The 24,486-nt window shown below is 58.5% G+C and carries 26 protein-coding genes and 6 tRNA genes; 27 read left to right on the top strand and 5 right to left on the bottom strand.

Features of this window, described 5'->3' with window-relative positions; translation table 11 throughout:
- Positions 1-19: 19 nt before the first annotated feature.
- Positions 20-652 (top strand): glutathione S-transferase, encoded by a 633-nt coding sequence (locus EQV90_RS07400; RefSeq protein ID WP_003442582.1) that lies wholly within the window; start codon positions 20-22, stop codon positions 650-652.
- Positions 649-1,593 carry a Nudix family hydrolase gene (locus EQV90_RS07405; protein ID WP_160626938.1) on the top strand — a complete coding sequence of 315 codons (945 nt, stop codon included), beginning with the start codon at positions 649-651 and terminating at the stop codon, positions 1,591-1,593. Before EQV90_RS07400 ends, EQV90_RS07405 begins: the two co-directional genes overlap by 4 nt.
- A gap of 115 nt (positions 1,594-1,708) precedes the next feature.
- Here the strand turns inward: EQV90_RS07405 and EQV90_RS07410 are convergent, their stop codons facing one another.
- On the bottom strand, positions 1,709-2,464 hold the full coding sequence (locus EQV90_RS07410; RefSeq protein ID WP_178092365.1) for a hypothetical protein: 756 nt from the start codon (positions 2,462-2,464) through the stop codon (positions 1,709-1,711).
- A gap of 307 nt (positions 2,465-2,771) precedes the next feature.
- Between EQV90_RS07410 and EQV90_RS07415 the strand changes: the two genes are divergently transcribed.
- The 12 genes from EQV90_RS07415 to EQV90_RS07470 all read left to right on the top strand — a co-directional run bounded on the left by EQV90_RS07415 (position 2,772) and on the right by EQV90_RS07470 (position 8,840).
- Positions 2,772-2,847, top strand: a tRNA-Glu gene (locus tag EQV90_RS07415).
- 2 nt (positions 2,848-2,849) lie between these two features.
- A tRNA-Gly gene (locus EQV90_RS07420) sits at positions 2,850-2,925 on the top strand.
- 103 nt (positions 2,926-3,028) lie between these two features.
- A tRNA-Glu gene (locus tag EQV90_RS07425) sits at positions 3,029-3,104 on the top strand.
- Positions 3,105-3,109: 5 nt separating this feature from the next.
- Positions 3,110-3,185 (top strand) — tRNA-Gly (locus EQV90_RS07430).
- A 173-nt stretch (positions 3,186-3,358) separates the two neighbouring features.
- A tRNA-Glu gene (locus tag EQV90_RS07435) sits at positions 3,359-3,434 on the top strand.
- A 5-nt stretch (positions 3,435-3,439) separates the two neighbouring features.
- Positions 3,440-3,515, top strand: a tRNA-Gly gene (locus tag EQV90_RS07440).
- 188 nt (positions 3,516-3,703) lie between these two features.
- Positions 3,704-4,630, top strand: coding sequence for a fatty acid desaturase (locus EQV90_RS07445; RefSeq protein WP_240877947.1), 927 nt, complete (start codon positions 3,704-3,706; stop codon positions 4,628-4,630).
- Between the two features lie 18 nt (positions 4,631-4,648).
- On the top strand, positions 4,649-5,440 hold the full coding sequence (locus EQV90_RS07450; protein ID WP_161718151.1) for a PhnD/SsuA/transferrin family substrate-binding protein: 792 nt from the start codon (positions 4,649-4,651) through the stop codon (positions 5,438-5,440).
- A 124-nt stretch (positions 5,441-5,564) separates the two neighbouring features.
- Positions 5,565-6,113: a sigma-70 family RNA polymerase sigma factor gene (locus EQV90_RS07455; protein WP_003442573.1), complete on the top strand. Its 549-nt coding sequence runs from the start codon at positions 5,565-5,567 to the stop codon at positions 6,111-6,113.
- The gene (locus EQV90_RS07460) at positions 6,110-7,132 is read left to right on the top strand and encodes an ABC transporter substrate-binding protein (RefSeq protein ID WP_003442572.1); all 1,023 of its coding nucleotides are present in this window, start codon (positions 6,110-6,112) and stop codon (positions 7,130-7,132) included. Before EQV90_RS07455 ends, EQV90_RS07460 begins: the two co-directional genes overlap by 4 nt.
- A 26-nt stretch (positions 7,133-7,158) precedes the next feature.
- Complete coding sequence (locus EQV90_RS07465) at positions 7,159-8,010, top strand: proline/glycine betaine ABC transporter permease (protein WP_003442571.1); 852 nt, start codon at positions 7,159-7,161, stop codon at positions 8,008-8,010.
- Positions 8,007-8,840, top strand: coding sequence for a glycine betaine/L-proline ABC transporter ATP-binding protein (locus EQV90_RS07470; RefSeq protein WP_240877948.1), 834 nt, complete (start codon positions 8,007-8,009; stop codon positions 8,838-8,840). The genes EQV90_RS07465 and EQV90_RS07470 overlap by 4 nt, the downstream gene beginning before the upstream one ends.
- On the opposite strand, the gene EQV90_RS07475 is transcribed toward EQV90_RS07470, so the two are convergent.
- Positions 8,833-9,459, bottom strand: a complete 627-nt coding sequence (locus EQV90_RS07475) for an alanyl-tRNA editing protein (RefSeq protein ID WP_240877949.1) — start codon at positions 9,457-9,459, stop codon at positions 8,833-8,835. The two genes, EQV90_RS07470 and EQV90_RS07475, sit on opposite strands and share 8 nt — an antisense overlap.
- 87 nt (positions 9,460-9,546) lie before the next feature.
- Here EQV90_RS07475 and EQV90_RS07480 point away from each other — a divergent pair, with 87 nt between their 5' ends.
- Positions 9,547-10,473, top strand: coding sequence for a LysR family transcriptional regulator (locus EQV90_RS07480; protein WP_003442568.1), 927 nt, complete (start codon positions 9,547-9,549; stop codon positions 10,471-10,473).
- A 90-nt stretch (positions 10,474-10,563) separates the two neighbouring features.
- Here EQV90_RS07480 and EQV90_RS07485 read toward each other — a convergent pair whose 3' ends face one another.
- Together EQV90_RS07485 and EQV90_RS07490 are read right to left on the bottom strand one after the other, a co-directional pair.
- On the bottom strand, positions 10,564-10,980 hold the full coding sequence (locus tag EQV90_RS07485; RefSeq protein ID WP_003442567.1) for a PA2817 family protein: 417 nt from the start codon (positions 10,978-10,980) through the stop codon (positions 10,564-10,566).
- Positions 10,981-11,042: 62 nt separating this feature from the next.
- Positions 11,043-13,490 (bottom strand): acyl-CoA dehydrogenase, encoded by a 2,448-nt coding sequence (locus EQV90_RS07490; RefSeq protein WP_240877950.1) that lies wholly within the window; start codon positions 13,488-13,490, stop codon positions 11,043-11,045.
- Between the two features lie 149 nt (positions 13,491-13,639).
- On the opposite strand from EQV90_RS07490, the gene EQV90_RS07495 reads away from it, so the two are divergent.
- The 3 genes from EQV90_RS07495 (at position 13,640) to EQV90_RS07505 (ending at position 16,118) form a co-directional block, all read left to right on the top strand.
- Positions 13,640-14,263 (top strand): glutathione S-transferase, encoded by a 624-nt coding sequence (locus EQV90_RS07495; RefSeq protein ID WP_127196188.1) that lies wholly within the window; start codon positions 13,640-13,642, stop codon positions 14,261-14,263.
- Positions 14,264-14,409: 146 nt separating this feature from the next.
- Positions 14,410-15,342: an ABC transporter ATP-binding protein gene (locus EQV90_RS07500; protein ID WP_003442562.1), complete on the top strand. Its 933-nt coding sequence runs from the start codon at positions 14,410-14,412 to the stop codon at positions 15,340-15,342.
- Positions 15,339-16,118, top strand: coding sequence for an ABC transporter permease (locus EQV90_RS07505; protein ID WP_003442560.1), 780 nt, complete (start codon positions 15,339-15,341; stop codon positions 16,116-16,118). Before EQV90_RS07500 ends, EQV90_RS07505 begins: the two co-directional genes overlap by 4 nt.
- Positions 16,119-16,335: 217 nt before the next feature.
- Here EQV90_RS07505 and EQV90_RS07510 read toward each other — a convergent pair whose 3' ends face one another.
- Positions 16,336-16,851 carry a DUF2062 domain-containing protein gene (locus tag EQV90_RS07510; RefSeq protein WP_003442559.1) on the bottom strand — a complete coding sequence of 172 codons (516 nt, stop codon included), beginning with the start codon at positions 16,849-16,851 and terminating at the stop codon, positions 16,336-16,338.
- A 133-nt stretch (positions 16,852-16,984) separates the two neighbouring features.
- On the opposite strand from EQV90_RS07510, the gene EQV90_RS07515 reads away from it, so the two are divergent.
- From EQV90_RS07515 to EQV90_RS07555, 9 genes are all read left to right on the top strand, one after another.
- The gene (locus EQV90_RS07515) at positions 16,985-19,201 is read left to right on the top strand and encodes a DNA internalization-related competence protein ComEC/Rec2 (RefSeq protein WP_240877951.1); all 2,217 of its coding nucleotides are present in this window, start codon (positions 16,985-16,987) and stop codon (positions 19,199-19,201) included.
- Between the two features lie 118 nt (positions 19,202-19,319).
- Positions 19,320-19,955 (top strand): MotA/TolQ/ExbB proton channel family protein, encoded by a 636-nt coding sequence (locus EQV90_RS07520; protein ID WP_003442555.1) that lies wholly within the window; start codon positions 19,320-19,322, stop codon positions 19,953-19,955.
- Positions 19,952-20,380: a biopolymer transporter ExbD gene (locus tag EQV90_RS07525; protein ID WP_003442553.1), complete on the top strand. Its 429-nt coding sequence runs from the start codon at positions 19,952-19,954 to the stop codon at positions 20,378-20,380. Before EQV90_RS07520 ends, EQV90_RS07525 begins: the two co-directional genes overlap by 4 nt.
- On the top strand, positions 20,380-21,390 hold the full coding sequence (gene lpxK, locus EQV90_RS07530; RefSeq protein WP_003442551.1) for a tetraacyldisaccharide 4'-kinase: 1,011 nt from the start codon (positions 20,380-20,382) through the stop codon (positions 21,388-21,390). The genes EQV90_RS07525 and lpxK overlap by 1 nt, the downstream gene beginning before the upstream one ends.
- A gap of 26 nt (positions 21,391-21,416) precedes the next feature.
- On the top strand, positions 21,417-21,602 hold the full coding sequence (locus tag EQV90_RS07535; protein WP_003442540.1) for a Trm112 family protein: 186 nt from the start codon (positions 21,417-21,419) through the stop codon (positions 21,600-21,602).
- Positions 21,599-22,363 (top strand): 3-deoxy-manno-octulosonate cytidylyltransferase, encoded by a 765-nt coding sequence (gene kdsB, locus EQV90_RS07540; RefSeq protein ID WP_003442538.1) that lies wholly within the window; start codon positions 21,599-21,601, stop codon positions 22,361-22,363. The genes EQV90_RS07535 and kdsB overlap by 4 nt, the downstream gene beginning before the upstream one ends.
- Positions 22,363-22,827: a low molecular weight protein-tyrosine-phosphatase gene (locus EQV90_RS07545; protein ID WP_003442536.1), complete on the top strand. Its 465-nt coding sequence runs from the start codon at positions 22,363-22,365 to the stop codon at positions 22,825-22,827. The genes kdsB and EQV90_RS07545 overlap by 1 nt, the downstream gene beginning before the upstream one ends.
- Complete coding sequence (gene murB / locus EQV90_RS07550; protein ID WP_003442534.1) at positions 22,824-23,843, top strand: UDP-N-acetylmuramate dehydrogenase; 1,020 nt, start codon at positions 22,824-22,826, stop codon at positions 23,841-23,843. Before EQV90_RS07545 ends, murB begins: the two co-directional genes overlap by 4 nt.
- A gap of 25 nt (positions 23,844-23,868) precedes the next feature.
- Entirely contained in the window at positions 23,869-24,480 is a 612-nt protein-coding gene (locus EQV90_RS07555) for a hypothetical protein (RefSeq protein ID WP_240877952.1), read from the top strand.
- Positions 24,481-24,486: the final 6 nt, after the last annotated feature.

Consider the following 24,486-nt stretch of genomic DNA (forward strand, 5'->3'; position numbering starts at 1 on the left):
GTCAAAAGGACGGCCCACCATGAGCTTGCATCTGATCATTGGCGACAAGTTGTACTCATCCTGGTCCTTGCGTGCCGCTCTGGCGCTGGAACTTGCAGGTGTTTCGTATAGCGAACAGATGATCAAGCTGGGTCAGCCCGATACCCGGGCTTTGATCCTGCAGTACTCGGCAACGGGCAAAGTACCCTTGTTGCAGACCGAACACGGCACCATTGCCGATTCTCTGGCAATTGCCGAATACCTGAATGAGCAATTCCCGGCTGCTCAATTGTGGCCGGCAGATATCGCCGCGCGGGCCCAGGCCCGATCGGCATGTGCGCAAATGCACAGCGGCTTTTTTGGCTTGCGGGCAAACTTGCCCTTTGATTTGAGCCACGATCAGGCGTTGGCGTCCATGCCTGCCGAAGCTCGGGCCGATATCGAAAGAATCAGTGCGTTGTGGGCAGAGTGCCGCGCACTGGCAATCGAAAGCGGGCCGTATCTGTTCGGGCCTCCGAGCCTGGTGGACGCTTTTTTCGCACCGGTGGCAGTCCGTCTTCATACCTATCGTGTAGCTCTGTCGGCTGAAGATGCCGCCTATGTTGAAGCCATTTACCAATGGCCCGCGTTCAAAGCCTGGCAACAGGCCGGATTAGAGGAAGTACAAGGGTGAAACGAGTTCATGTGGCTGCGGCCGTTATTCGAGGTACAGACGGTAAAATCCTGATCGCACGTCGTGCAGATTCCCAGCATCAAGGCGGGCTTTGGGAGTTTCCTGGCGGCAAGGTTGAGGCTGGTGAGTCGGTTGAGGCTGCTCTGGGTCGTGAACTGCAAGAAGAGTTGGGGATCAGGGTTGAATCGGCTCGACCCTTGATCAAGGTGCAGCATGATTACCCTGACAAACAGGTCTTGCTGGATGTCTGGGAAGTCTCGGCCTTTGCAGGTGAGCCACATGGGGTAGAAGGCCAGCCAGTGGCCTGGGTCTCTGCGCGCGAATTGGCTGATTACCAGTTTCCGGCGGCTAACGAGCCGATCGTGGCCGCTGCCCGTTTGTCTGATCAGTACCTGATTACTCCGGACGGGCTGGAAACGCCGGAACTGCTACGGGGGCTGAAGAAGGCCATTGCTGGCGGCATCAAACTGGTTCAGCTGCGAGCCCCCAATGGTTATGACCCCAAGTACCGTGATCTGGCTGTAGATGCTACGGGGTTGTGTGCGGGCAAGGCGCAACTGATGCTCAAGGGGCCACTGGAGTGGCTGGGTGACTTTCCTTCGGCGGGCTGGCATTTAACTGCTGCGCAACTGCGTAAGTACGCGTCCAAGGGGCGGCCTCTGGCGAAAGATCGCTGGCTGGCAGCCTCATGTCACAACGCAGAAGAGTTGGCGTTGGCTGAGCAAATGGATGTGGATTTCGTGACCCTGTCACCGGTTCTGCCCACTCAGACCCACCCTGATGCGCAACCTTTGGGTTGGGAGCAGGCTCAGCAACTGGTTGCCGGCTTCAGCAAGCCGGTATTTTTGCTGGGCGGCCTGGGGCCGGATGATCTTCAACAGGCATGGGCGATTGGTGCGCAAGGTGTTGCCGGGATTCGCGCACTCTGGCCTGAGGCTTGATACGCAATCTGCAGGGGTTCTGGCAGTCGAGTGATTGCGCCCTGATTTAAAACGCTGTGCCTGAATAACCAAACCCGGCGCCTGCCGGGTTTTGCTATGCAGGGCGCGTCGGCCTTCAGTCGTAAATGGCTTTTTTCTTCCAGTCGCCGTCGGTCTCATCTGTTCTGAGTCCCTCGGTCAGTTCATTGACCTCGTCCGTGGACGGCTCAAGCCCGTTCTGCAACATTGCGTTGGCGCGGGCCAGCTGAGCTTCAAACGCCTTGAGCTGGGCGCTGTACTGCGCGTCAGGCTGTTTACGCAGGTATTGCACGCCACGCTCAAAGGCCAGGCGCGCCTGGCCCGGCTGATTCTGCTGCAGGGCCAGCTGGCCAAGGTTGTTGAAAAATTCGATATGCAAGATCACCAGCAGGTGACGGATTTCTTTGAGCCACTGCTTGGCTTCGTTGGTCGCCAGCACTCGATCCTTGGTGGCGCGGGTGATCTGGCCGTGCAGTGTTTCTAGCTGGAAACGCACATCCTTGGCTTTGGCTTCGGTGAGAATCGGGCGCGGAGGGTTGTTGACCGGTATCGACTCGCCTTGCGCGAGCAGGGCATTGAGCTCGGCAACCCGGGCTTTCAATGCAGCACTGGATTTGTTCAGGAGTAACAGTCGCTGGGTGGCGTTGAGCTCGAGCCGAGTCAGTAGAAGTTTCAGGGCAGGGGACATCATTTGCCCTGGAAACGTTTCGTTCACTTCACTCAGGCGACGGATGCGGTCGTTGAGCTCGACCTTGAGGCGGGCTTTTTCCAGGTTTTTGTTTTCCACCACATGGTTCATGTAACCGATGGCGATCAGAAGTGCGATCCCGCCTATGACAAGCAGGGCGATCATGGAAGGAGTCAACGTTAGAACCTCTTCAGGGTGGTCTGCCGGCTCTATAAAAAGAAGCTGGGAATCGATAGGTACAAATTGCCATCACCTAATGCTGTCAATCATAACGCCTTGGGAGATGACGGAATATAGACGTCAGGAGTTCGGCGACATACTGCGCATGAAAAAGCCTAAAGGAGAGGGAAGTCATTGATTTCAATATATTTTAAGAATGGGGTTGACGACTTCCCAATCCATCCCTAGAATGCGCGCCAATTGCAGCGTAAAGCGAACAGCCAAACGCATGTAACCAGTGAAGTTGTAGCGTGTCCCCTTCGTCTAGTGGCCTAGGACACCGCCCTTTCACGGCGGTAACAGGGGTTCGAGTCCCCTAGGGGACGCCATTGCGGGAATAGCTCAGTTGGTAGAGCACGACCTTGCCAAGGTCGGGGTCGCGAGTTCGAGTCTCGTTTCCCGCTCCATTTTTAAGCAATCACGCTCTCGGGCGGGGTTGAGTGAAAGCCAAAGCATTAACTTCGGTAAATGCGGTTGGCACTGAAATATACAGTGTATGTTTCGGGCAACGTCCCCTTCGTCTAGTGGCCTAGGACACCGCCCTTTCACGGCGGTAACAGGGGTTCGAGTCCCCTAGGGGACGCCATTATTGCGGGAATAGCTCAGTTGGTAGAGCACGACCTTGCCAAGGTCGGGGTCGCGAGTTCGAGTCTCGTTTCCCGCTCCAAATTTTGTTTTTTGGAGCTACGCATAGTCCAGGAAACATGAAAAATCAGCCATTGGCTGTTTTTTTTTGCTTCACCCAGCAACTTTGTTTCGACAAGGTTGAGTGAAAAGTCAGAGCGTTAACTGCGGTTAATGCGGCTGACACTGAAATGTACAGTGTACGTTTCGGGCAACGTCCCCTTCGTCTAGTGGCCTAGGACACCGCCCTTTCACGGCGGTAACAGGGGTTCGAGTCCCCTAGGGGACGCCATTATTGCGGGAATAGCTCAGTTGGTAGAGCACGACCTTGCCAAGGTCGGGGTCGCGAGTTCGAGTCTCGTTTCCCGCTCCAAATTTTGTTTTTTGGAGCTACGCAGTTGCAAAAAACACCAGAAAGCAGCCTTAGGGCTGCTTTTTGCGTTTCAGCGTTTTAATCCCACCGGTACCCCCGCCAAACGCTCTAAGCCCATAACCAAACGATCTGCAAGAAAAGTACGACTCGCGCCACAGATGGATTCAAACCTGTGTTGAGTTCCGCAGATGTCGCATTATTTCGATAGCGCCCAGCGCCGGGACATCCTGGCCTTGTCCCGCACATTCACCGGCCGGACCCAATGGCCCACATGGTTATTGTTGATTGCCGTGCCCGGCGCATGGTTTGCCTTGCTGCTCGGCAGTTGGTGGGCCAGCGGATTACTGATTCCGGTTGTAGTGTTGTGGATGTCGCTGCAGCACGAGTTGCTGCACGGTCATCCCACCCGCTTTGAGTGGTTCAACAAGCTGCTGGGCTATGCCCCTTTTGCCGTGTGGTATCCATACACCCTGTACCGCGACAGCCATTTGTTGCATCACCGCGACCATGACCTGACTGTGCCGGGGGTTGATCCGGAAAGCCGCTATTTGAGCCAGGCGCGCTGGCAAGGCAGCTCTGAAATGCTGCGCGGCGTGCACTGGTTGAACAAAACCGTGCTGGGACGACTGCTGCTGGGGGCGCCTCTGTCGTTGGCCGGCCTGGCTGGACAAGAACTGCAGCGCTTGCTCAGTGGTGATGCCCGAGCCTGGCGCATGTGGCTGACCCACGGTTGTCTGACGCTGCTGATGTTTGCTTTTATTGCCCGCTACAGTGAAGTGACAGTTTGCCAGTATGTATTTTTTGTCAGCGTGCCGGCGCTGTCGGTGGGCGCCATTCGCTCCTTTTATGAACATCGGCCCGCTGTACGTCCCGAGCAGCGCACGGTGCTTAACGAAGCGGGCTGGCCCTGGACCTGGCTGTTCCTGAATCTGAACCTGCATCTGGTGCACCATGATCTGCCTGGTGTGCCATGGTTCTACTTGCCCGCAATCTATCAGGCGCGGCGTGCCCAATGGCAACAGCGCAGTGGCGGCTTTCTGGTACGGGGGTATGGCGAATTGATTCGTGGTCACGGCCTGCAGCCGATTGATAGCCCGCAGCACCCGTTCAATTGAACCCACAGGGAGCACCCGATGCCGGGACGTTATGCAGAACTCGTGATGTACGTTGCGCCGCAACCGGTGAAGGTTGCCAGTGAGCAGTGGCTGACTCGAATTGTGGAGCTACTGGATGTACCTCGTCGTGATGGCCGGGGGCTGGAGTTGCTTGAGTTGTTCAGGTCCCCGGATCTGTTGCTGACCCAGACCTGTGGTTACCCGCTGATGACCCTGTTGCGCGGTCAGGTGCAGCTGGTGGGTCGCCCGCGCTATGAACTGAATGACAGCAGCGCGGGCAACCACTGCAGTTTGATCGTCAGCCGCGCCACCGACCCGCGTACCGATCTGGCTGACTTCAAGGGCAGTCGCGGGGTGATCAACGACCTGCACTCCAACAGCGGCATGAACCTGTTTCGTCACCGTCTGGCGCCGTTGCAGCAGGGTGGACGATTCTTTGCCAGCGTGGCCATCAGCGGTGCCCATCAACAAAGCCTGCGCCATGTGCGTGAAGGATGGGCTGACCTGGCTTGCATCGACAGTGTCACCTTTGACTGTCTGGCCCGTTACGCCCCAGCAGAGGTCGCGGGCTTACGCACTGTGGCACGTACCGAAAACAGCCCCACCTTGCCTTACATCACCGCGCTCGGCACCGGGCGCGGTGGTGCAGAGCAGATTCGCCGGGCAATGAATCAGGCTTTGCAGCAATTGCCGCAGGTCAGGGCTGTATTGGGTGTGCAGGAAGTATTGCCGGTCAGCGAAGTGGATTATCAACCTGTGCTCGATCTTCAGCGAGTCGCCACCGAATGTGGGTATGCAGTACTGGCTTAGATGTTTTTTAGTCAAATAACGAATAACTAAATGTGTTTTTAGTATTTAAATTGAATAAAGGCCTTTGATAGGATCGCCGCACCGGATCACCGGACATACCGTTTTTACTTCTTTTGGAGCCTTTATGTCCGGCGCCGACACCTCTCACCGAGACTATGTGGGACTGCTTTATCGCACCCATCATGGCTGGCTGCAGGCGCGTTTGCGCCGCTACCCCGGTTCCAGCAGCTACGCTGAAGACATTGCGGCCGAAACCTTTACCCAGCTTTTGAGCGTCGGGCAGGGGATGTCGATCCGCGAACCCCGTGCCCTTTTGACCACCATTGCCCGACGCTTGATTTACCAGCGCTGGCGCCGCCGAGACGTGGAGCAGGCGTATCTGATGAAGATGCAGCATGAACTTGCGCTTTGTTCGCCATCACCCGAGGCGCTGGCCCAGGCTCATCAAGCCTTGCAGATGATTGACGCGCTGCTCGACGGTTTGCCGCAAAAGGTTCGGAACACTTTTCTGCTCTCAAGGGTCAATGGTCTTACGTATCCAGAAATAGCGGCGCAGTTGGGTATTTCCCGGCGCTCTGTCAGCGATTACATGAGCCTTGCCCTTGGCCGCTGCTTGATAAGCGACGCTGCACTGCCGAAACAAAGCCCCTTCATAACAAGAGACTCGCTATGAACAACCTTAAACAATGGCTCGGCGGCACGCTGCTGGCACTGGGGATCGCAACGCAACCGGTATTGGCCGCGCCTGCAGCTGCACCCGTGCACTTCGGTGATATCACTTGGGAAAGCGGCAGCCTGATCACTGAAGTACTGCGTTTAATTACCGAAAAAGGCTACGGCGTTGCGACGGATACCTTGCCCGGCAGTACCGTCAGCCTCGAAGCGGCGCTGGCCAAAAATGACATCCAGGTGATTGGCGAAGAATGGGCAGGGCGCAGCCCGGTGTGGGTCAAGGCCGAGGCTGAAGGCAAGGTGTTCGGTCTGGGTGACATCGTCAAAAACGCCAGTGAGGGTTGGTGGGTGCCGGAGTACGTGGTCAAGGGCGACCCTGAAAAAGGCATCAAGGCCGTGGCCCCCGACTTGAAGTCGGTAAAGGATCTGGCGCGCTATAAAGAAGTATTCCGCGATCAGGAAGACCCGAGCCGCGGGCGTTTTCTCAATAGTCCGACCGGCTGGACCTCTGAAATTGTAAACAGTCAAAAGCTCAAGGCTTATGGCCTGGACAAGGATTTTGTAAATTTCCGCACCGGCTCGGGCGCTGCGCTGGACGCAGAAGTCAGTTCTTCGATTCGCCGTGGCAAGCCCGTGTTGTTTTACTACTGGTCGCCAACCCCGCTGATCGGGCGCTATAAGCTGATCAAGCTGGAAGAACCGGCGTTTGATGCCGAGGCCTGGAAAACCCTGGCTGATGCCAGCAACCCCAACCCCAAAGGTACGAGCTCATTACCGGCAAAACTGGCCATTGGCGTATCGGCCCCCTTTAAAGCTCAATACCCGCAGTTAGTGGAGTTCTATGAAAAAGTCGATTTCCCTATCGACCTGTTGAACACCACCCTGGCCCGGATGAGCGAAAAACGTACCGAGCCACGCAAGGCGGCAGAAGCCTTTTTACGTGAACAGCCGCAGATCTGGCATGCCTGGGTCACCCCCGATGCCGCGGCCAAGGTCGATGCGGCCCTCAAAGCCGATTAACGCTTTCAATCAAGCAAGAGCACGGCATGTTCCCTGAAAATTTGACGTTTTCCATCGCCGGTTGGGTCAATGATGGAGTTGATGCACTGGTGAGCAATTACGGGGATGTGTTCCGGCACATCTCCGACACTTTGCTTTGGGCCATTATCAACCTCGAAACCCTGCTGCGCCTGACACCCTGGTGGTTGATGCTGGCCATTGTCGGTGCCATAGGCTGGCACGCCACACGTAAAATCCTCAGTACCCTGTTGATTGTCGGCCTGTTGTTTTTAGTGGGGGCGGTCGGCCTGTGGGACAAACTCATGCAAACCCTGGCATTGATGATGGTGGCCACGGTTATTTCGGTGTTGCTGGGGATTCCGCTGGGGATTCTGGCGGCCCGCAGCAATCGCTTGCGTGCGGTGATGATGCCGTTGCTGGACATCATGCAAACCATGCCCAGTTTTGTGTACCTGATTCCGGTGCTGATGCTGTTCGGCCTGGGCAAGGTTCCGGCGATCTTTGCCACGGTGATCTATGCCGTGCCGCCACTGATCCGTCTGACTGATCTGGGCTTGCGCCAGGTTGACCGGGAAGTGATGGAAGCGATCAACGCTTTTGGTGCCAATCCATGGCAGCAACTGTTCGGTGTGCAATTGCCGCTGGCCATGCCCAGCATCATGGCCGGGATTAACCAGACCACCATGATGGCGCTGTCGATGGTAGTCATCGCCTCAATGATCGGTGCCCGGGGGCTGGGTGAGGATGTGCTGGTGGGCATTCAGACACTCAACGTCGGCAAAGGCCTTGAAGCGGGGCTGGCGATTGTGATTCTGGCCGTGGTTATCGACCGGATCACCCAGGCCTATGGCCGGACTCGGCACGGGGAGCAAAAATGACCTCGGTGGCCCTCGACAAGATCGAAGTACGCAACGTTTTCAAGGTGTTTGGCAGCCGCGAAAAAGAAGTCATGACCCTGCTGCGGGAGGGCCTGAAAAAGGAACAGGTACTGGCGCAAACCGGTTGTGTGGTGGGGGTCAATGATCTGTCCTTGTCGATTCGCGCGGGTGAGGTGTTCGTCATCATGGGGTTGTCCGGCTCGGGCAAGTCGACGCTGGTGCGCCACCTCAACCGTCTGATCGACCCCACCAGCGGCCAGATCCTGGTGGATGGTGAAAACATCCTGGATTACGACATGCCTGCCTTGCGCCAGTTTCGACGGCACAAAATCAGCATGGTGTTTCAGGGCTTTGGCTTGCTGCCCCATCGCAACGTGCTGGAAAACGTGGCCTACGGCCTCAAGGTGCGCGGCGAGAGTAAAGGTCAGTGCAATGAGCGGGCGCGGCACTGGATATCGATGGTAGGGCTGCAGGGCTATGAACAGGCTTACGTGCAGCAACTGTCGGGAGGCATGCGCCAGCGAGTAGGGCTGGCGCGGGCTCTGGCGACTGACACCGACATTATTCTGATGGATGAAGCCTTCAGCGCGCTGGACCCGTTAATCCGTGCAGAAATGCAGGATCAGCTGCTGGAGCTACAGCGAACCCTGGAAAAAACCATTGTTTTTATCACCCACGACCTGGATGAAGCGCTGCGTATTGGTAATCGCATCGCCATGCTCAAGGACGGGCAGCTGATTCAGGTGGGGACGCCGCAGGAAATCCTGCTGAGCCCCGCGGACGATTACGTGGAGCGTTTTGTACAACGTCATCGGGCCAGGCTTATTTGACCTCATAGCGCACGGACAGCACGCCCTTTTTCTGGCCAACCGACAGCACGCTGACGGCATGTAACGCGGCCAATGAGCGGACATGGGTGCCGCCACAGGGATAACCCGGCAAGTCGCCAAAGCGGATAACCCGTTGCCCGGAGTCGTGCTGCATGTGCCTTGGCAAGTCGGCTCTGATCCATTGCTCAAGATGCTGTTCGATGGTTTCGGGCTCCAGCACTTGCGGATTATCGCCGGGGGTGAAGCTTACCCGGCATTCGCCCGGCCAGTGGTGGGCCTTGGCGGGAATCCAGCCTGCCTGCTCACCCAGCACGCCAATCAAGTGCCCGGCCGAGTGCAGGCGCGCATTTAGATGGCGGCGTGTCGCGTCAACTTCTGCCCGTGTCGGGCCTGGCAAAACCGGCTGTTTGAGGTAATGCACGATGGCGTCCTGTTCTTGCAGTACTTTCACCACTTCACTGTCTGCAATCCAGCCAGTATCAGATGGCTGCCCGCCGCCCTGAGGGTGGAAGGGCGTGGCATTGAGGACCACTGCAAAGCCGTCTTCGTGGGGCGTACAGCGCAGAACCTCGACCTCTGCGGTCAGTGCGTCATCGGTAAAAAACAGGCGTTGGGTCATGGTTCTATCCTGGAGGGTTTCTTTTTCCAGTATAGGGGCGGCCCTTGAGTGTGATAATCCATCCAAATTTCAATGGACCTGTGCGTTGTGAGCATAAATCTCCCGCTGTCGTTATTGGCTGAAATGGTGATTTTCGTAAAGGTGGTCGAGGCCGGGAGTTTTTCCGCAGCTTCGCGTCAGCTTTCAATGTCGCCTTCAGCGGTCAGTCGCAGTATTTCGCGGCTGGAAAAAGCTCTGGCCATCCGTTTGCTGCAACGGACTACGCGCAAGTTGCGCCTCAGCGATGCCGGAGAAGAGGTTTTCAAGCGCTGCCTTGAGGTAACGGGCGCGGCGCAGTCAGTGATGGATTTAAGCGGGCGCTTTACCCTGGAGGCCGAAGGGCTGATCCGGGTCAGCGTGCCCAAAGCCGTGGGTCGCTATGTGATACACCCGCATATGCCCGAGTTCTTGCGGCGCTATCCCGGGGTTGATGTGCAATTAATTCTTGAAGATCGCTATGTCGACCTGATCGATGACAACGTTGACCTGAGCATCCGCATTACCGATCAGCCGCCACCGGGCCTGGTGGGACGCCAGCTGTTTGTGATTGAGCATTTGCTGTGTGCCACGCCGGGTTATCTGGCAGAGCACGGGGTGCCGCAACAGCCTGAGGACCTGCGTGATCACAGCTGTATTTATCTGGGGGAGACCCCGGCGGATGCGCGCTGGAAGTTCAGGCAGGGCGCCAAGTCAGTGACAGTCGGGGTACGTGGCCGTTATGCGGCCAACCATACGGGCGTAAGGCTGGACGCGGTGTTGCAGCATATCGGGATTGGCAGTCTGCCGTACTTCACGGCGTGTCAGGCGCTGGAGCAGGGGCTGATTGTACAAGTGCTGCCGGCGTGGAATTTTATCGCCTCCTACCACGGAGCTGCGTGGTTGTTGCATGCCCCTTCGCGCTATATGCCACCCAAATTGCGGGTGTTTATCGATTATCTGGTGGAGCGCCTGGGGCAAGAGCCGCTGCGGCCCTGACAGTGGCATGGGGGCATCAGTACTGGAGGCACAAAAAAGCCCGCCAGGTAAACCGGGCGGGCTTTTAGAATCGGGCGCCTGGCGCGTCAATCAGTGCTGCGGGCTGTCTTCGTTGGTCGGCAGCGCCATAAATTGCTTTTCCTGGTTCCAGTCGAATGGTTCGCCGTTTTGTTCGGCTTCAAAGCGACGTTCTTCCAGGGCTTCGTACATGTCCAGCTCTTCATCGGACAAGAAGTTAAAGCACGCGCCGCCGAAGAACCACAGCAAATCGCGAGGTACCAGGTGGGCGATTTGCGGATAGCGTTCGATCACCTGACACAGGATGTCCTGGCCCAGATACTGGCTGCTGTCAAAGTCGGTCAGCAGGCCGCTTTTCATTTCATCGAAGCGTTCCAGGAACAGGGCATGGCTTTCTTCCGGGATCTGTTCGGCATCACCGACAGCAACCAGGATACTGCGCAACATATCGAGCAGGGCTAGGTTATGGTTGAGATCGTTGGTGGCCATTGCGGTGTCCTCTAGAGCAAAACGGGCGCCGGAGTATAAAGCCCCCGGCGCCTGCTGTCCTGCTAGCGAATCTTTCCTTCGCTGTGGGTGAGCTGCTCTTTGCTGAAGTCATCCACGTCGATCACCTTGCGCCGGGCGGCTTCTGCGGTGCGTAAAGTCTCGGCTTCGGCCGGTTGCAGTACACCTGCCTGCAATGCCGAATCGATAGGCGGTTCGCCCGCAGCCGGTTTGACCTGGCCGCTTTTCAATCCGTCGTGGAGTTTTTTGTGCAGTGGATGTGCGGCTTTGAGCAGGTCGCAGGCGTGTTGCAGGGCGCCTACCGCATCGTCCGGTGACTGCGGGCGATAGCAGCCGGCAAGCACGGCTTCCAGGGCCGGATCGCCTTTGGTGCGACCCAGTACGGCGGCCACTTCAGCATCCAGTGCATCCGACGGCCCGGTATGGCGACGGCCGAACGGGAACACCACGACCCGCAACGCACAGCTCAGCGCACGGCTCGGGAAGTTTTTCAGCAGTTCGTCCAGGGCACGTTCGGCGTGGCCCAGGCTTTCTTCCATGGCCCATCGGAACAGCGGGTTGAGGTACTCGGGGGAGTCCAGATCGTGATAGCGCTTCAGGGCGGCCGAGGCCAGATACATGTGGCTGAGCACATCACCCAGGCGCGCCGACAAGCGCTCGCGACGTTTAAGTTCACCACCGAGCAGCATCATGCTCAAGTCTGCGAGCATCGCAAAGGCCGCTGCCTGACGGTTCAGGGCGCGGAAGTAACCCTGGCTCAGGGCATTGCCGGGGGCGTGTTCGAAACGGCCAAGGCCCAGGTTCAGCACCAGGGTGCTGGCCGCATTACTCACGGCAAAGCCGATGTGCTTGAGCAGTAGGCCATCAAACTCCAGCAGGGCCTGGTCTTTGTCTTCACGCCCGGCCAGGGCCATTTCCTTGAGTACAAAAGGATGGCAACGAATCGCGCCCTGACCAAAGATCATCAGGTTGCGCGACAGAATGTTCGCACCTTCCACGGTGATGAAAATCGGCGCCCCTTGCCAGTTGCGCCCCAGGTAATTGTTGGGCCCCATGATGATGCCCTTGCCGCCATGCACGTCCATGGCGTGGCCGATGCATTCACGGCCGCGCTCGGTGAGGTGGTACTTGAGGATGGCCGACAGCACTGAAGGTTTTTCGCCCAGGTCCACGGCATTGGCAGTCAGCATGCGCGCGCTGTCCATCAACCAGGCATTGCCGCCAATCCGTGCCAGTGCTTCCTGGATGCCTTCAAAAGCGGCCAGGGGCACGTTGAACTGTTCTCGTACTTGCGCGTACTGGCCGGTCACCAGGCTGGTGAACTTGGCAGCCCCGGTGCCGACCGCGGGCAGTGATATGGAGCGCCCGACCGACAGGCAGTTCATCAACATCATCCAGCCTTTGCCGAGCATTTCCTGGCCACCGATCAGGTAGTCCAGCGGGATAAACACGTCTTTGCCCGAGTTCGGGCCATTCATGAAGGCCGCGCCCAGCGGCAAGTGCCGGCGCCCGATCTCAACCCCCGGGGTATCTGTGGGGATCAGTGCCAGGCTGATGCCCAGGTCTTCTTTGTCGCCCAGCAGGTGGTCCGGGTCGTGGGCCTTGAACGCCAGGCCCAGCAGGGTGGCAACGGGGCCGAGGGTGATATAGCGCTTTTCCCAGTTCAGGCGCAGGCCGAGTACTTCTTCGCCTTGCCACTGGCCTTTGCAAATGATCCCGGTGTCGGGCATGGCACCCGCATCGGAGCCCGCCAGTGGACCGGTCAGGGCAAAACAGGGGATATCATCGCCGCGGGCCAGTCGTGGCAGATAATGGTTGCGCTGCTCGTCGGTGCCGTAATGCAGCAGCAGTTCCGCCGGGCCCAGGGAGTTGGGGACCATTACCGTAGAGGCCAGATCACCGCTGCGGGTAGCCAGTTTCATGGCGACCTGGGAGTGGGCGTAGGCCGAGAAACCCTTACCGCCGAACTCCTTGGGAATGATCAGGGCAAAAAAACCGTGGGTTTTGATATGGGCCCAGGCCTCGGGTGGCAAATCCATGGCCTGACCGATTTCCCAGTCGCTGACCATTGCACACAGTTCTTCGGTCGGGCCATCGATGAAGGCTTGCTCTTCTTCGGTCAACTGCACCTTGGGGTAGGCCAGCAACTGTTCCCAGTCGGGACGGCCACTGAACAGCTGGCCATCCCACCATACGGTCCCGGCATCGATGGCATCGCGTTCGGTTTGCGACATGGGCGGCAGGGTTTTCTGAAACCAGCTGAACAGGGGCGCGGTGAACAGTTTGCGGCGCAGGTCGGGCAGCAGAAGCAGGGCAGCGGGAACCGCCAGTAATACCCACAAAATAACCAGTAGCCAGCCTGGTACATGGCCGATGATGCCCATGGCCAGCAGATAAACCGCCACCACGGCCATGGACGTCAGGGGCGCGATGCGGCGGTGGGCCAACCAGGCTACACCCACGATCAAAACCAGAATCCACAACAACAGCATATTCAATCCTCCGTGAGGCCATTCAGGCACCCTTGTGAGCTTAGTCGCAAGTCCATATCAAGGTAGTTGCAATAGTGACCTCATGCGGGAGACGGAGTTCGACGTCCCGGCGTAGACTCCTGTGGCGTCTATCAATCAGGAGTTGAGTCATGCTGAAAGTGTGGGGTCGCAAGAATTCGTCAAATGTCAGAAAGGCCTTGTGGTGTATTGAAGAGCTGGCACTGCCCTACAGTCGGGAAGAGGCAGGTGGTGCGTTCGGCGTGGTAAACAGCCCGCAATACCGGGCGTTGAACCCGAATGGACAAGTGCCGACGATCGAGGATGACGGCTTCGTGCTGTGGGAATCCAACGTCATCGTGCGTTATCTGACCGCCCAATATGGCGCGGACACGTCCTGGTATCCCACCGATCCCAAGGTGCGGGCCCAGGCGGACAAATGGATGGACTGGACCAGCACTTCCTTTGCGGCAGCCTTCCGCCCGCTATTTTGGGGTGTCTTGCGTACTCCGGCCGAGCAGCAGGACTGGGTGGCGATCAATGCCGCCATCCAGGCTTGCGGGCAGTTGCTGGAAATCGTGGATCAGGCCCTGTCTGAAAAACCTTACTTGTCGGGTGATGAAATCGGTATGGGTGACATCCCGCTTGGCTCGTTCATCTACGCCTGGTTTGAAATGCCCATCGAACGTCCGTCCCTGCCGCATCTCAGTGCCTGGTATGAGCGTTTGAAACTGCGTCCGGCCTACCGCAGTGCGGTCATGACTGCGTTGACTTAATACCTACTATTAATACGGGCGACTGTACTTGTGCGGCCGGGCCAAGCACCATACGAGGTGTTTAAAGGCCTTGCCGGACTTGTCATGCAGACAGTTCGTCCTTACTTGGGTCTCTCCCTTTCCTTCATCTTGGTGCGTAATCCGATATGAGTTCCGCTCTGTCCATACGGCAGCTAACCAAAACCTACGGCAACGGTTTCCAGGCCCTGAGTGGTATCGATCTGGATGTTGCTGAAGGTGACTTTTTTGCCTTGCTGGGCCCCAACGGCGCCGGCAAATCCACCACCATCGGCATTCTCTCTACCCTGGTCAACAAGACCAGCGGTACAGTGAATATCTTCGGCCATGATCTCGATCGTGACCCTGCGGCACTCAAACGCTGTATTGGCGTGGTGCCGCAGGAGTTCAATTTCAATCAGTTTGAAAAGACCTTCGATATCGTGGTGACCCAGGCCGGGTATTACGGTATCCCGCCGAAAATCGCCAAGGAACGCGCCGAGAAGTACCTGACGCAACTGGGGCTCTGGGACAAACGCGAAACCCCTTCGCGTTCGTTGTCGGGCGGCATGAAGCGGCGCCTGATGATTGCCCGGGCACTGGTGCACGAGCCGCGGCTGTTGATTCTCGACGAGCCCACTGCAGGCGTGGACATTGAGCTGCGTCGTTCTATGTGGACCTTCCTCACCGAATTGAATGAGCAGGGCACCACCATCATCCTCACCACGCATTACCTGGAAGAGGCTGAGCAGCTGTGCCGCAACATCGGGATCATCGATCACGGCACCATTGTCGAGAACACCAGCATGCGTCAATTGCTGGGCCAGCTGCATGTCGAGACCTTCTTGCTTGACCTGAAGAAGCCGCAGGCGGTGCCGGTGCAACTGATCGGTTATCCGAGCCAGTTGCTCGACGATCACACCCTGGAAGTGCAGGTGGATAAAGCGGTGGGCATTACCGGTCTGTTCACTCAGTTGGCCGCTCAAAACGTTGAAGTGGTCAGCCTGCGTAATAAAACCAATCGTCTTGAGGAGTTATTCGTGTCGCTGGTCGAGAAAAACCTGGCAAAGGTGGCGATATGAGCTCGGAGCTGCGCCCCAACCTGATTGCGTTGAACACCATTATTTATCGTGAAGTGCGGCGTTTTACCCGCATCTGGCCGCAAACCCTGCTGCCGCCTGCGATTACCATGGTTTTGTATTTTGTAATTTTCGGCAACCTGATCGGTCGGCAAATCGGTGATATGGGTGGCTTCACCTATATGGAGTACATCGTACCGGGCCTGATCATGATGTCGGTGATCACCAACTCCTACGGCAACGTGGTGTCGAGCTTCTTTGGCGCCAAGTTCCAGCGCTCGATTGAAGAGCTGATGGTATCGCCGGTATCGCCCCACACTATTTTGATCGGCTTCACGGTCGGCGGGATTCTGCGCGGGTTGATGGTGGGCGTGATCGTGACCCTGCTGTCACTGTTCTTCACCCATTTGCAGGTGCATCACCTGGGCCTGACCATAGTTGTGGTGGTGCTGACGGCAACGATCTTCTCTCTGCTGGGGTTTATCAACGCCGTATTTGCGCGCAACTTCGACGATATCTCGATCATCCCGACGTTCGTGCTGACGCCGCTGACGTACCTGGGCGGGGTGTTTTATTCAATTACCCTGCTGCCGCCGTTCTGGCAGACCGTATCGCTGGCCAACCCGGTGCTGCACATGGTCAACGCCTTCCGCTACGGCATTCTTGGGGTTTCGGACATCAAGATCAGCGTGGCCCTGACCTTTATGGTGGTGGCAACGATCGTGCTGTACATCGCTTGCGCACGCTTGCTGGTCAGTGGTCGCGGGATGCGCCAGTAGTCTTTCATCATCATGCAAAAGGCCCCGTAGCGGCTAATGCTGTTCACATGAATAAACCCTGCCTTGGCAGGAGCGAGCTTGTCTCGCGATGATTGTTAACAAGAATGCGTGTTTACAGGTTGAACACGGCGCTCTGGAGACCATCGCGAAACAAGCTTGCTCCTGCAGTTGAGACCGCAGGCGTTAAGTGAGCAGCATTACCCTTACGGGGCCTTTTTTATGGGCGCTTGTTATGTCGGCGTTTCCATTGGCGGCTGACCCACCAGCGCCAGTACAACTGGGTCAGGCAATAGGCCAGCGCCCCGAGTACGACGCCACACACCACTGACCCAAGCAAAAATGGCTGCCACAGGGTGGACAACTGGCTGCTGATCCATTCCCAGGTCAGTTCGTCGGGCAGTGAGCGGGCCGGGACATTCATCAGCCATGCCCCCATTTGGTAAGTGCAATAGAACACGGGGGGCATGGTGATCGGGTTGGTCAGCCAGACCAGACTCACCGAAATGGGCATGTTGCTGCGCACCGTGATCGCCAGAAAGGCGGCCAGCAGCATCTGGAAAGGCATGGGAATAAACGCGGCGAAGATCCCCACCGCCATTGCACGGGAAACGGAGTGCCGATTGAGGTGCCAGAGGTTGGGATCATGCAGCAAGGTGCCCAGGAAACGTAAGGACTTGTGTTCCCTGATGCTGGCCGGATCCGGCATGTAGCGTTTGAAAATCCGCCGTGGCATAGGCTTCTCGCTCGGAGTAAGAGTGCAGTATGCCTAAGTTAAGCTAGCCGCTTGTTCAGACTTTGTGACAATTCTTAAAACCTGGAGCGCAGCTTCCGACTAATCCGATAAAACGGCTTTATTGGATCGGGTTATGCATACGGGAATGTTGGCACTGGCGTCGGGTTTGATGGCGTTGCGGTTTTTACCCGGGTTGCCACCGGGCGGGTGGTTGTTGTCAATGCTGGTTGCGGGACTGTTGCTGCTCATCTTTCGTTTCTATCCGTTTGGGCTGTTCCTGATCGGGCTGACATGGGCCTGTTTTCAGGGGCAGAGTGCACTGGATGATCGATTGCCCGGCGCGCTGGATGGTCGAACGCTGTGGGTTGAAGGGCGTGTAGTCGGGTTGCCCCGGCAGACTGATAGCACCGTGCGCTTTGAATTGCGCGATGCCCGCTCGCGGCACACTGCTTTGCCCGGGACTATCCGGCTGGGCTGGTACGGCGGGCCGCCGGTCAACAGTGGCGAGCGCTGGCGGCTGGCGGTGAAACTCAAGCAGCCCCGGGGTCTGCTTAACCCCCAGGGCTTTGATTATCAGGCCTGGTTGCTGGCGCAGCGGATTGGCGCGACTGGAACTGTCAAGGCGGGTCAACTGCTCGAACCGGCCAGTCATGCCTGGCGCGACGATTTGCGCAAGCGTGTGCTGCACACCGATGCCAATGGGCGAGCGCCGTGGCTCGCCGCGCTGGTCATGGGCGACAGCTCGGGCCTGAGCGGTGACGACTGGAGGCTGCTGCAGGCAACCGGAACCGTGCACTTGCTGGTGATCTCGGGTCAGCACATTGGGCTGTGTGCCGGACTGATTTACGGCCTGGTCGCCTGGTTGGCACGCCGTGGCTGGTGGCCGCGGCGTCTGCCATGGCTGCCATGGGCCTGTGGCCTGGGGTTTGCCGGCGCGCTGGGTTACGGCTTGCTGGCAGGCTTTGAAGTACCGATTCAGCGGGCATGCGTCATGCTGGGGCTGGTGCTGATATGGCGTCTGCGGTTTCGTCATCTGGGGGTTTGGCTACCGTTTTTGCTGGCGCTCAACGGGGTGTTGATCATTGAGCCGCTGGCCAGTCTGATGCCGGGATTCTGGCTGTCCTTCGCCGCCGTGGCGGTGCTGATTTTCACCTTCAGTGGACGCCTGGGGCCCTGGGACTGGCACGTGGCATGGGCCCGGCCCCAAGCAATGATTGCCCTGGGGCTGTTTCCGATGCTCTGGATCCTGGGCTTGCCCATCAGCCTGAGCGGCCCGCTGGCCAATCTGGTGGCTGTGCCGTGGATCAGTCTGCTGGTATTGCCCACGGCACTTCTGGGCACGTTGCTGTTACCGGTGCCCTGGCTTGGCGAAACCCTGCTTTGGGTGTCAGGCGGTTTGCTTGATGGGTTGATCAGGGGGCTGACCTTGCTGGCCGGGTATTTTTCCCCCTGGTTGCCTGTAACAGTTCCCTTGGCAGTGTGGCTGTTGAGTGCTTTCGGGGCGCTGCTGTTGATGCTGCCGGCAGGCGTGATACTGCGGCCGCTGGGGTGGCCGCTGGTGCTGCTCGCAGTTTTCAGCCCGCGTGAGCAAATCCCTCGCGGTCAGGTTGAAGTGTGGCAGCTGGATGTGGGGCAGGGGCTGGCCATTGTGCTGCGCACCCGCAATCACGCCGTGCTTTATGACGCGGGACCGAAAGTCAGGGATTTTGACCAGGGCGAGCGGGTGGTGGTTCCGGTGTTGCGCTCCCTGGGGATAGCCAGGCTGGACCTGATGCTGATCAGTCACGCGCACGCCGATCACGCCGGCGGGGCCCTGGCGGTACAGCAGGAAGTCGGTGCCCTGCGGGTCATCGGCGGTGAGTTGCCGGGGTTGGCGGAGCCATTGCGGGCGCAGCCTTGTACCAGCGGCGAGAGTTGGGAGTGGGATGGCGTGAAGTTTTCGCTCTGGCAGTGGTCAGGGGCGAGTGACAGCAATCAGAGGTCCTGTGTGATGCAGGTTGAAGCCGGCGGCGAGCGGCTTCTGCTGACGGGGGATATTGACGCCCGGGCCGAACGGGCCTTGTTGCAAACTTCGTTGGGCGTCCCTACCCGCTGGCTGCAAGCCCCGCACCACGGCAGTCGCACATCATCCTCGGTGGATTTGCTCAAGGCCCTGGCACCCGGGGTGGTGCTGATCTCCCGGGGCCACGGCAACAGCTTTGGCCATCCGCACCCTCAAGTGCTGGCGCGCTATCAGGGGTTGGGGGTGCAGATACTGGACAGTGCCGAGCAGGGAGCGCTGCGGTTTCGCTTGGGCACCTTCGGCAAGGCTGAGAGTCTGCGCGATCAACCCCGTTTCTGGCGTGACTGATGCTTGAAGCCGGCTGCTGTGCGTTGCATGCCCAAGCGGCGAGACAGGCATGGCTGCTACAAGAGGGGGAGTTCAATCATGTGGTAAAGTGGCGCACTTTTTCGAGGGGATTTTCACTGTGTGGGAACTGGTCAAATCCGGCGGCTGGATGATGCTGCCGATCATTCTGAGCTCTGTTGCCGCGCTGGGCATTATTGTCGAGCGCCTGTGGACCCTGCGTGCCAGCCGCGTGACTCCGCCCCATCTGCTCGGGCAGGTCTGGGTCTGGATCAAGGACAAGCAGCTGGACAAGGAAAAACTCAAGCAATTGCGCGCCGATTCGCCATTGGGTGAAATCCTGGCTGCCGGCCTGGCCAACTCCAAGCATGGTCGCGAGATCATGAAAGAATGCATCGAAGAGGCCGCCGCCCGGGTCATTCACGAGCTTGAACGTTACCTCAATGCATTGGGCACCATTGCCGCCATGGCGCCGTTGCTGGGACTGCTGGGCACGGTTCTGGGCATGATCGATATTTTCAGTTCGTTCATGGGCTCGGGCATGACCACCAACGCTGCGATACTCGCGGGCGGTATTTCCAAAGCGCTGATTACCACTGCTGCGGGACTGATGGTCGGTATTCCGGCGGTGTTCTTCCATCGCTTCCTGCAGCGCCGGGTCGATGAACTGGTGGTTGGCATGGAGCAGGAAGCGATCAAACTGGTCGAAGTGGTGCAAGGCGACCGCGAAGTCGACATGGTCGGGAGCAAAGTGTGAAGTTTCGCCGCAAGCCACGGGAAACGGTCGATATCAACCTCGCGTCGTTGATTGACGTGGTGTTTATCCTGTTGCTGTTCTTTGTCGTAACCACCACCTTTACCCGCGAAACTCAGTTGCGGGTGGATCTGCCGGAAGCCGTCACCGGCTCGCCCAGTGACGAGCAGAACACCAGGCAGCTGGATATCGCCATCAGCGCAGACGGGGTGTTTTCGGTGAACGACCAATTGCTGCCAAAAAACGATCTGGCGAGCCTGATCGAGGCCCTGCAGAGGGAGTCCGGTGGCGATACCAGCTTGCCATTGTCGATCAGCGCCGATGGCAAGACCCAGCATCAGGCGGTCATTATTGCGATGGATGCGGCCGGCAAGCTCGGCTTCAGCCATTTGCGCATGACCACCGTTGAGGCGCAGGCGCCTCACTGATGGCCATGTCCGATCGTTTGCTGCGTGCCTGGTATGCCGGGCATCCGCTGCTCAAGCTGTTGAGCCCGCTGGAATGCCTGTACCGCAAAGTGGTAGAGCGCAAGCGCGCGCGTTTTATCGCGGGAGAGGGCGAGATCTATCGTGCGCCCGTACCGTTGGTGGTGGTAGGCAATATCACCGTCGGCGGTACCGGTAAAACACCGCTGATTTTGTGGCTGATCGAGCATTGCCAGCGCAATGGTCTGCGGGTTGGGGTGGTGAGCCGTGGTTATGGCGCCAGGCCGCCTCAATTGCCGTGGCGTGTCAGCGCCGAACACAGCGCCAGAATAGCGGGGGACGAGCCCTTGCTGATCGTGCAGCGAACCGGCGTACCATTGATGATCGACCCCGATCGCAGTCGTGCGGTTCAAGCCTTGCTGGCCAGCGAGCCACTGGACCTGATTCTTTCGGACGACGGTTTGCAGCATTACCGCTTGGCCCGGGACCTGGAGTTGGTGCTGATCGATAACGCCCGGGGCCTGGGCAATGGTCATTGCCTGCCGGCGGGGCCGTTGCGGGAACCGGCGGAGCGATTACTGAGTGTGGATGCGGTGCTGTATAACGGCGCTGCCAGCGACCCGCAAGGTGGATTTGCGTTTCAGTTGCAGCCGACTGCGCTGATCAACCTGCTCAGTGGCGAGCGCAAGGCGCTGGACTTTTTCCCGCCTGAACAGGCCTTGCATGCCGTGGCCGGGATCGGTAATCCGCAGCGTTTCTTCACCACCCTCGAAACGCTACACTGGCGGCCAATCGCCCATGCTTTTGCAGACCATGCGCCCTATAGTGCCGAGGTCTTGAATTTCATGCCGCCATTGCCTCTGGTCATGACCGAAAAGGACGCGGTGAAGTGCCGCGACTTTGCGTCACCTGACTGGTGGTACCTGGCGGTTGACGCTGTTCCGTCCGAAGCCTTCGTGCTGTGGTTTGACCGGCAGTTATTGCGTCTTTTACCCAATCGTCTTTTGCCCTAACCGATCTTTATTCAGGGGAACATTTTATGGACACCAAGCTGCTCGATATCCTCGCGTGCCCTGTTTGCAAAGGCCCGCTCAAGCTCAGCGCCGATAAAACCGAGCTGATCAGCAAGGGTGCAGGCCTGGCTTACCCGATCCGCGACGGGATTCCGGTGATGCTTGAAACCGAAGCCCGCACCCTCAGCACTGATGAGCGTCTGGATAAATGATTCCGGTTTTTACCGTCGTAATTCCCTCGCGCTTCGCGTCGACCCGTTTGCCCGGCAAACCGCTGCTGACGATTGCCGGCAAGCCGATGGTTCAACACGTCTGGGAACAGGCCTGTAAAAGCAGTGCGCAGCGGGTGGTAGTGGCCACTGACGATGCTCGCATTGTCGAGGCTTGCAAGGGGTTTGGTGCCGAAGTATTGCTGACCCGTGCCGATCACGAGTCCGGTACCGATCGCCTGGCCGAAGTGGCCACCCAGCTGGGGCTGGCCAGCGATGCCATAGTGGTCAATGTGCAGGGCGACGAGCCGCTGATTCCACCGCAACTGATTGATCAGGTCGCGATCAACCTGGCGGCCCACAGCGAAGCAAGCATGGCGACGCTGGCCGAGCCGATCACAGACGTCGAGACCCTGTTCAACCCGAATGTGGTCAAGGTGGTCAGTGATATCAACGGGCTGGCGCTGACATTCAGCCGGGCTACCTTGCCCTGGGCCCGTGATGATTTCGCTTCGCACCCGGAGCAGTTGCCTGCCGGCGTGCCCTATCGTCGCCATATCGGGATCTACGCCTATCGCGCCGGTTTCCTGCATGACTTCGTCAGCTGGGGCCCTTGCTGGCTCGAAAACACCGAGCGTCTGGAGCAGCTGCGGGCACTTTGGCATGGTGTACGAATCCATGTGGCCGACGTGCTCGAGTCGCCTGCGGCCGGTGTCGATACCATTGAAGACCTCGAGCGCGTTCGGCGTTTGCTGGAGGCTTGATGCGCGTCCTGTTCGTTTGTCTGGGTAATATCTGTCGCTCTCCTACGGCCGAAGGCGTACTGCGCCACAAGTTGCAGGTAGCGGGTCTGGCCGGGCGTGTTGAAGTGGCTTCTGCAGGAACGGGCAACTGGCACGTAGGCGGGGCACCGGACAAGCGTACCCAGCGCGCAGCCATGCGGCGGGGTTACGATTTGTCGGCGCAGCGTGCGCAACAGGTGGTCGCGGCCGACTTCAATCACTATGACCTGATTCTGGCCATGGACCTGAGCAACCTGCGCGACCTTAAAGCCTTGCAGCCTGCCAACGGCAAGGCCGGGCTTGACCTGTTCCTGCGTCGTTTCGATGGCGTTAAAGACGAGGTGCCCGACCCTTATTACGACGGTGAGGCAGGCTTTGAAGAGGTGCTGGATCTGGTTGAGTCTGCATGCGATTTGCTGGTGATTGAACTGAAGGGGCGTTTATGAGTTTGCTGTTGCAGGTTGATGAGTCGCTCAAGCCGTTCAATAGCTTTGGTGTGGATGTGCGCGCGAGCCTGTATGCCGAGGCCTGTAGCGATGACGACGTGCGCGAGGCATTGCAGTGCTCGGCGCAGCGCAATTTGCCTTTGCTGGTGATCGGCGGCGGTAGCAACTTGCTGCTGACCAGGGATGTCCCTGCGCTGGTGCTGCGCATGGCTAGCCGTGGCATTCGCCAGGTTGAAGACGATGGTCGGGAAGTGGTGGTCGAGGCCGAAGCGGGCGAGGTGTGGCATGCCTTTGTGTTGTGGACCCTGGAGCAAGGCCTGTCGGGGCTGGAAAACCTCAGTTTGATTCCTGGAACCGTGGGTGCCGCGCCGGTACAGAACATCGGCGCTTACGGCGTTGAGATCAAGGACGTTTTTGCGGGGCTGACCGCACTTGACCGGCAAACCGGCGAGCTGCGCGATTTCACCCTGGCGGACTGCGACTTTGGCTACCGTGACAGCGTGTTCAAACAACAGCCGGGGCGCTGGGTGATTCTGCGGGTCCGGTTTACCCTGAGCCGTGCCGCAAGGCTGCATCTGGAGTACGGACCTGTACGCCAGCGCCTGAGTGAGCAGGGTATCGAACAGCCGACGGCGACCGACGTGAGCCGTGCCATCAGCAGTATCCGCAGTGAGAAGCTGCCGGACCCGGCGGTACTGGGTAACGCAGGCAGCTTCTTTAAAAATCCGCTGGTGTCAGCTGCGCTGGCCGCTGAGCTGAAACTGGCGCATCCCGGCATTATCGGTTACCCACAAGCTGATGGCCGAGTGAAGCTGGCCGCCGGCTGGTTGATCGAAGCCGCGGGGTGGAAAGGCTTTCGTGAGGCTGACGCCGGAGTGCATCGTTTGCAGTCGCTGGTATTGGTCAACTATGGCTCGGCCAGCGGTTTGCAGTTGCTGGCCCTGGCCCGACGCATTCAGGAAGATATCGAGCGGCGCTTTGCGGTGCAGCTGGAGATGGAACCGAACCTGTATTAATGGCTTCTCCCGATCTGGATATTAAATGAAGCAAATACCGGCATGGGCGTTAGCGCTGACCCTGGTGACATTAACCGGGTGTACGACAGCTCCGCCCAAAGACCAGGGCAATCTATGCAGTATCTATCGTCAGTATCCTGCCTGGTACAAGGACTCGGTCGCGATGCAGAGCCGCTGGGGAACGCCTCCCCATGTGGCGATGGCGATCATGAAACAGGAAAGCAGTTTTGTCGCTGATGCGCTTCCTCCCCGCGCTTATCTGTTGTGGATAATCCCGTGGGGCAGGGTCAGCCCGTCATACGGCTACGCGCAAGCTCAACCGCCGGCCTGGAAGGATTTCGAGCGAAGCATGGGCAGTGGCGGTTCTCGCGATAACTTTGCCGATGCCATCATGTTTATCGGATGGTATGCCGCAGGTACCCAGCAGCAGTTGGGGATTTCCAAATGGGATACCTACAACCAGTATCTGGCGTATCACGAGGGCAGGGGCGGTTACAGTCGCAATACATACCGTGCCAAACCCTGGCTGATGCAGGTGGCCCGTAAAGTTGAGCAGCAGTCGAAAACCTATGGTGCGCAGCTTAACCAGTGCCGCGGCGAGCTGGAGCGTAACAGGCGTTCGTTCTGGTTCTTCTAGCTCCCC

This window comes from Pseudomonas sp. TMW22089 (genome assembly GCF_022496645.1).
Taxonomy (GTDB): domain Bacteria; phylum Pseudomonadota; class Gammaproteobacteria; order Pseudomonadales; family Pseudomonadaceae; genus Aquipseudomonas; species Aquipseudomonas paraversuta.

Bases quoted from the DNA above. Each gene is read 5' to 3' on its own strand.
- EQV90_RS07515 (WP_240877951.1), top strand. From the start codon at position 16,985: ATGCATACGGGAATGTTGGCACTGGCGTCGGGTTTGATGGCGTTGCGG.
- EQV90_RS07485 (WP_003442567.1), bottom strand. From the start codon at position 10,980: ATGGCCACCAACGATCTCAACCATAACCTAGCCCTGCTCGATATGTTG.
- EQV90_RS07495 (WP_127196188.1), top strand. From the start codon at position 13,640: ATGCTGAAAGTGTGGGGTCGCAAGAATTCGTCAAATGTCAGAAAGGCC.
- EQV90_RS07465 (WP_003442571.1), top strand. From the start codon at position 7,159: ATGTTCCCTGAAAATTTGACGTTTTCCATCGCCGGTTGGGTCAATGAT.
- EQV90_RS07410 (WP_178092365.1), bottom strand. From the start codon at position 2,464: ATGATCGCCCTGCTTGTCATAGGCGGGATCGCACTTCTGATCGCCATC.
- EQV90_RS07400 (WP_003442582.1), top strand. From the start codon at position 20: ATGAGCTTGCATCTGATCATTGGCGACAAGTTGTACTCATCCTGGTCC.
- EQV90_RS07470 (WP_240877948.1), top strand. From the start codon at position 8,007: ATGACCTCGGTGGCCCTCGACAAGATCGAAGTACGCAACGTTTTCAAG.
- EQV90_RS07510 (WP_003442559.1), bottom strand. From the start codon at position 16,851: ATGCCACGGCGGATTTTCAAACGCTACATGCCGGATCCGGCCAGCATC.
- EQV90_RS07535 (WP_003442540.1), top strand. From the start codon at position 21,417: ATGGACACCAAGCTGCTCGATATCCTCGCGTGCCCTGTTTGCAAAGGC.
- EQV90_RS07450 (WP_161718151.1), top strand. From the start codon at position 4,649: ATGCCGGGACGTTATGCAGAACTCGTGATGTACGTTGCGCCGCAACCG.
- EQV90_RS07475 (WP_240877949.1), bottom strand. From the start codon at position 9,459: ATGACCCAACGCCTGTTTTTTACCGATGACGCACTGACCGCAGAGGTC.
- EQV90_RS07490 (WP_240877950.1), bottom strand. From the start codon at position 13,490: ATGCTGTTGTTGTGGATTCTGGTTTTGATCGTGGGTGTAGCCTGGTTG.
- lpxK (WP_003442551.1), top strand. From the start codon at position 20,380: ATGGCCATGTCCGATCGTTTGCTGCGTGCCTGGTATGCCGGGCATCCG.
- murB (WP_003442534.1), top strand. From the start codon at position 22,824: ATGAGTTTGCTGTTGCAGGTTGATGAGTCGCTCAAGCCGTTCAATAGC.
- EQV90_RS07445 (WP_240877947.1), top strand. From the start codon at position 3,704: ATGTCGCATTATTTCGATAGCGCCCAGCGCCGGGACATCCTGGCCTTG.
- EQV90_RS07460 (WP_003442572.1), top strand. From the start codon at position 6,110: ATGAACAACCTTAAACAATGGCTCGGCGGCACGCTGCTGGCACTGGGG.
- EQV90_RS07545 (WP_003442536.1), top strand. From the start codon at position 22,363: ATGCGCGTCCTGTTCGTTTGTCTGGGTAATATCTGTCGCTCTCCTACG.
- EQV90_RS07500 (WP_003442562.1), top strand. From the start codon at position 14,410: ATGAGTTCCGCTCTGTCCATACGGCAGCTAACCAAAACCTACGGCAAC.
- EQV90_RS07455 (WP_003442573.1), top strand. From the start codon at position 5,565: ATGTCCGGCGCCGACACCTCTCACCGAGACTATGTGGGACTGCTTTAT.
- EQV90_RS07555 (WP_240877952.1), top strand. From the start codon at position 23,869: ATGAAGCAAATACCGGCATGGGCGTTAGCGCTGACCCTGGTGACATTA.
- EQV90_RS07505 (WP_003442560.1), top strand. From the start codon at position 15,339: ATGAGCTCGGAGCTGCGCCCCAACCTGATTGCGTTGAACACCATTATT.
- kdsB (WP_003442538.1), top strand. From the start codon at position 21,599: ATGATTCCGGTTTTTACCGTCGTAATTCCCTCGCGCTTCGCGTCGACC.